At 71.7% G+C, this 5,654-nt stretch carries 5 protein-coding genes; all 5 read right to left on the bottom strand.

The window, feature by feature from the left end:
- A partial coding sequence (locus L0P92_RS41550; protein ID WP_234768319.1) for an AMP-binding protein occupies nt 1-511 on the bottom strand: 511 nt, incomplete at its 3' end.
- A 23-nt stretch (nt 512-534) separates the two neighbouring features.
- On the bottom strand, nt 535-2,292 hold the full coding sequence (locus L0P92_RS41545) for an AMP-binding protein (RefSeq protein WP_234768321.1): 1,758 nt from the start codon (nt 2,290-2,292) through the stop codon (nt 535-537).
- A gap of 59 nt (nt 2,293-2,351) precedes the next feature.
- Complete coding sequence (gene pabB, locus L0P92_RS41540; RefSeq protein WP_234768318.1) at nt 2,352-4,625, bottom strand: aminodeoxychorismate synthase component I; 2,274 nt, start codon at nt 4,623-4,625, stop codon at nt 2,352-2,354.
- Nucleotides 4,626-4,672: 47 nt separating this feature from the next.
- Nucleotides 4,673-5,278, bottom strand: coding sequence for a putative antibiotic biosynthesis monooxygenase (locus L0P92_RS41535; protein ID WP_234768320.1), 606 nt, complete (start codon nt 5,276-5,278; stop codon nt 4,673-4,675).
- A 149-nt stretch (nt 5,279-5,427) separates the two neighbouring features.
- Nucleotides 5,428-5,568: a hypothetical protein gene (locus L0P92_RS41530; protein ID WP_234768317.1), complete on the bottom strand. Its 141-nt coding sequence runs from the start codon at nt 5,566-5,568 to the stop codon at nt 5,428-5,430.
- Between the last annotated feature and the right edge of the window lie 86 nt (nt 5,569-5,654).

Raw genomic sequence — 5,654 nt, 5'->3', positions numbered from 1 at the left:
GGTGGAGCCGTACGGGGGCGGGGGGTTCGGCGCCGGCGTACTTCTCCAGGGGTTCGGCCCCGGGCGCGTCGTCCACGGAGAGGGTGCCTCGTACGGTGATCTCGACGCCCTTGAGCGGCCCGTCCAGCTTGGCCCGGTCGGTGATCAGCCACGGTTGCCGCAGCCGTCCGACCAACTGTCCGACCACCGGTCCCGCCAGGGCGGGGGAGAGCAGCACCGGAACGGCACCGATCCGGGAGAGCGCGCAGGTCAGCAGCACGATGTCGACGTTGTCGGACTTGTGTACGACGACCTGCTCCGAGGGCCGCACCCCGGCCTCCCAGAGGCGGCCGGACAAGTTCTCGACCACCTCGGCCAGCACCGCGTAACTGAGGCTGACCCCGAGGTCGGGACGGACGTCCAAGGGCCGGTCCAGGGTGACGAAGACGGCCCCGTGGCGGTCGGCGGCCTGCCGGAAGAGCGGGCCGAGGTAGAAGCCGCGGTCGGCGAGCACGGGGTGCGGCTGGGGCATGTGACCGTTCCTTTCAGGGGTGTTCACCAGGCGCCCTGGCGGACCAGATGGCGCTGGAGCTTTCCGGTCGCGGTGCGGGGGAGGGAGGGGACGAAGCTGACGCTTCGCGGGACCTTGAAGGGTGCGAGGTGTTTGCGGGCGAGGGTGAGGAGCTCGGTCTCCAGTGCCGGCAGCTCCGCTGGGGGTGCCGGGATGGGGGGTGCCGGGGTCGGTTGTTCGTCGTCTGCGGGCTCGTGGGGGCTGGTCGCGCAGTTCCCCGCGCCCCTGAGCGGCGTTGTCGGGCCGTTGCTTGGCCCGCTGGGGACGATGAAGGCTCGTAGGTGGGTCTTGCCTCTTGGGTCGGGAATGGCTACTACCGCGACCTCCTTCACCGCCGGGTGGCGGCGTAGTACCGTCTCCACCTCCAGGGGGGAGACCGTGATGCCGCCGACCATCTCCATGTCGTCGGTGCGGCCCAGGTGGCGGTAGGTGCCGTCGGGTTCGCGGCGTGCGCGGTCGTGGGTGGACAGCCAGCCGCCGATCAGGGTGCGTTCCGTTTCCTCGGGGCGGTTCAGGTAGCCGGGCGTCACCGTCGGGCCCCGTACCCACAGCTCGCCCTCGGTGCCCTCCGGTACGGGGTGTCCGGCCCGGTCGCGCAGCTCGACCTCGAAGCCGGGGACGGGGCGGCCGACGGTGCCCGGGTGGTTGTGGTCGAAGCCGTTGGCGCAGAAGGCGTGGCCGGCCTCGGTGGAGCCGATCTGCTCCAGTACCGGGGCGCCGAGCAGCTCGGTGACCTGTGGTGCCAGCCCGTCCGGCATTCCCTCCCCGGCCGACACCGCGGCCCGCACCGAGGCGAAGCAGGCCTGATGGCCGCTGCCCCGGTCGGCGACCAGCGCGGCGTACGCCGACGGCACCGAGTAGAGCAGGGTCACGCGGTGCCGGGCGACGAGTTCGTCGACGGCCGCCGGCGTGGGGCGGCGGTCCACCAGGACTGCGGACGAGCCCGAGAACAGGGGAAAGACGAACGCGTTGCCGAAGCCGTAGGCGAAGAACAGCTTCGACACCGACAGGGTGACGTCGTCCGGGGTGATCCGCAGCAGCCGCCGTCCGATGAGGTCGTGGTACAGCTTGGGGTCGCCGTGCGTGTGCACGACACCCTTGGGGCGGCCGGTGGTACCCGAGGTGTACTGCACATACAGCGGCGCGTGCGCGTCGACGGGGTGGGCGGCGGCTGGCTCGGCTGTGACGGCGAGCGCGAGGAGCTGGTCGGCGCCGAGGCGCTCCGCTGGGAGGGGCGTGGTGGGTTGTCGGTCGTCCGCGGCGCCGTTGTGGCTGGTTGCGCCCTGCGGCGGAGCCGCTGATGGATGCAGCCCCGCGCCCCTTGGCGGCGCTGCCGAGCGGGCCCGGCCGGGGAAGCGGGTCGGCTCGTCTTCGAGGCCGGGCCCCGTCACGCACAGCACGGCGTCGGAGTCCGCGGCCATGAACGCGTGCTCCGCGGCCGGGAGTTCGGGGTTGACCAGCACCGCCACAGCGCCGAGGCGGGCGGTGGCGAGGAACGCGGTCACCCATGCGATGCCGTCGGGCAGCGCGAGCAGCACCCGGTCGCCGGGCCGCACGCCATGGTCCGCGAGCACAGTGGTCGCCCGGGCCGCCAGGTCGTGCACCTCGCCATGGGTCCAGACCCGATGCCCCTGATGAAAGGCGGCCCGGCCGCCCCAGCCCCGCCGCTCGGAGAGCGCGGCGAGATGGGCGGCGAGGTTGCCGGGGGCGTCGGCGTCGGGCTCTGGGCACGGGCCCGTCATGACGTCGTCGGCCGCGGGACGCGGACTCGGCACGGCGGGTGCCGTGGAGCGGGGAACGGTCATCGGGCGACCTCCTCGGCCGCGGCGCGCTCATGGAGGGAGCTCACCTGGACTGCGGCGGATACCCGGGCCGGCGGCTGACGCCCCTGCTGGGCGCCCTTCGGTGCCGTAGCGGCCGTCCGCACGGCGTCCCCCTCCCGCTGCTCCCGTATCCGCTCCGCGGTGTGCAGGTGCAGGGCGCGCATCTGGGCCGCCGTCTTCAGCAGCATCTCGTCGTACTCCGCGGCCGGATCGGAGTCCAGGACGATCGCCCCGCCGGCGCCCAGGTGCAGCGCGCCGCCCGCGGAGACGGCCGTACGGATGACGATGCCGAGGTCCGCGCCGCCGCCGCAGCCCAGGTAGCCGAGGGCGCCGGAGTAGACGCCGCGGGCCTCGGTCTCCAGGGAGTCGATGATCTCCATGGTGCGCAGCTTCGGCGCGCCGGTCATCGAGCCGCCGGGGAAGCAGGCGCGGACGCAGTCCACCGGGTCGGTGCCCGCTCGTAACCGGCCCTCGACGGTGGAGACGAGCTGGTGCACGGTGGCATACGTCTCGGTGGCCATGAGCCGGGGCACCCGCACCGTTCCGGTCCGGCTCACCCGGCCCAGGTCGTTGCGGAGCAGGTCCGCGATCATCAGGTTCTCGGCACGCGTCTTGGCGTCCGCCGCCAGCGCGTCCCGCAGCCGGGCGTCCTCCTCCGGCCCGGCGCCGCGGGGCGCCGTGCCCTTGATGGGCCGGGCCTCGGCGAGGCCGTCCCGGGTGATCCGCAGGAACCGCTCGGGGGAGGAGCCGGCCACATCCAGATCGCCGAACCTCAGGAAGGCCGCGTACGGGGCGGGGTTCACCCGGCGCAGCACCCGGTAGAACTCGTACATGTCGGGCGGCGCGGGTAACCGGGCCGCGTTGGTCAGACAGATCTCGTAACTGGTGCCCGCCCTCAGCTCGCGCTTGCACGCCTCGATGTCCGCGAGGTACGTGGCCCGGTCGCGCACCAGCCACGGCTCGGCGGCACCGGGATCCGCATCGGCCGCCCCGGCGAAGGGGCGCGGGGCCTGCGGAGCCACGCAGGTCAGCTGGGCCAGCGTGTTCTCCAGCCAGTCGGCGGCCTCCCGCGCCGCCTGCGGAGTGTTCTCGGCCAGGCAGACCGCGTAGGTGGCGCCCTCCTGGTGGTCCACCGCGATCAGCCGGTCGGCGAACAGCCAGCAGGCGTCCGGGGTTTCGGCGCGGTGCCGGTTCGGCGAGCCGCAGTCCGCCTTCATCTCGTAGCCGAAGTAGCCGACATAGCCGCCGGTGAGGTCGAAGGGCAGCCCGGTGGCATCCACCCGGCGGGTCGCCAGCTGCCGCTTGAGGTAGTCGAAGACGCTCGCCCGGACCCTGCGCGTCGGCCGCCCGGCCCGCTCGACCTCGCACAGCCCGGCCGCCACGTCGTACCGCACGAACTCGGCGAGCGGCCCGCTGTCGTCACCGAGGAACGAGAACCGGGCCCGCCCCTCCTCGGCCAGCGAACTGTCCAGCCAGAACGCCCGCGCGGAAGCGGCGTACATCCGGGTGAAGGCGGCCTCCGTGTCGACCGCGGTCGCGAGGCGACGGGTGTGCAGCCGGTAGACGGGGCGGGCACCGGAGCGCCGGGGGCGGGGGATGGCCGGCGTCGCCTGGACGGGCATCGCCGCCGCGTCCGGCGTGACGGCGGTGTTCTTCGTACGCGGACTACGGGCGCGGCGCGCCGTCAGATTCCGGAAGTTCACCAGCATCCGGTGGCCGTACTCGGCCAGCACCGACTCCGGGTGGAACTGCACCCCCCACAACGGCCGTTCGCGGTGCCGCAGCCCCATCACCACGCCGTCCTCGGCCCAGGCGGTGGCCTCAAGGGTCTCGGGCAGCGGCTCGGGCACGCACAGCGAGTGGTAGCGGACCGCGGTGAAGTCCTGCGGCAGCCCCTCGAAGAGGTCCCGTCCGTCGTGCCGGACCGCGGACAGATGCCCGTGCCGCGGCTGTGGGGCGGGCACGACCCGGCCGCCCGCTCCGAGAGCGATGCCCTGGTGGCCCAGGCAGACGCCGAGGACCGGAACCCTTGATTCGGCCAGGATCCGGCCGCAGATGCCGAAGTCGCGCGCCCCGCCCGGATGCCCGGGCCCCGGCGACACCACCACATTGGCGAACTCCGCGAGATCGAGAACCCCGTCCGCGGGAGCGTCGTTGCGGATCACCACCGGCTCCTCGCCGTTGACCTCGGCGATCAGCTGGAACAGGTTGTACGTGTACGAGTCGTAATTGTCGATGAGCAGGGTCTTCACCCGCCCACCTCCCTCGGGTCGTTCGCGGGCCCACGCGGTCCGGCGGCCTACGCGGTCCGTCTTTTGTGCCGGCCGCGAAGCGCCTGGAGCTGCGGATACAGCCAGTTGCGGAAGAATCGCTGAAGGCGCGGCATGAGAATCCAGGTGACAATGGCCGTCACGCACAGGCACAACAGCAGCGTACGGAAAAGCGGATTCAGGCCGCCGAGATAAGGAAGAACGGTCAGGTTGAACAGGAGCACGGGCGGAAAAACCGCGCTCATATTCACAAACCAGAGTTTCCACTTCTTCGGTGGAGGGGGCGGGGCCGGCGTGGCGGTCTGGGAGTCGAACCACACCTTCGAACCCCGCACGCTCCTGCGCCCCGTCCGTCGGGCGAACCCCTCCGCCCGGGTGTCCCACTCCGCCCGGAGTGCCGAGTCCTCCCAGGCCCGAGCCGTGCCCTCGCTGGCGAAGCGATAGACCACATGCCACTCCGCCTCTCGGTCGACAAGGACGCCACCCCCCAGAAAGCCCGGCTGGCGTGAACTCGCGCCCAGCATGGCCCACCCCCAGGAGTGGAAGTCGGCCGCACGACCCGGCACCACGTGATAAGCCACGGTGACGGTGACGGGATTACTGGTCACGCCATCGAATACGCAGATCTCGTGCACGGCGTTCAAAGATTAAACGAAGATTTTTGCGCTGCCGGGAACGTTGCCTTTTGGGTCGCTTCTGAAGAGGCCCGGCTTCTGAAGAGATCCGGCTTCTGAAGAGGTCCGGGACGTCGGCGAATGTGCGGTCACGCCGTCGCCCTTACACGTCACGCCGATTCTTCGACCCGCGCCTCCTCGGCCGGCGCCTCCCCGAACCGCGCCAACGCCAACGCCCCCGCCACCGACACCACGAACCCCAGCACCGCGAGCCAGGCCAACCCCTCGCGCGTGCGATCCCCCAGCCACACCACCCCCACCACAGTCTCTTATAAACATAACCCAGCCCACCAGACCTGTTATATCATCGCGTATTCCGTCGTGTGGTTTTAAAATG

The sequence above is a fragment of the Streptomyces muensis genome (assembly GCF_021474425.1).
GTDB lineage: Bacteria > Actinomycetota > Actinomycetes > Streptomycetales > Streptomycetaceae > Streptomyces > Streptomyces muensis.
This window is presented reverse-complemented; position numbering and strand designations above follow the sequence as displayed.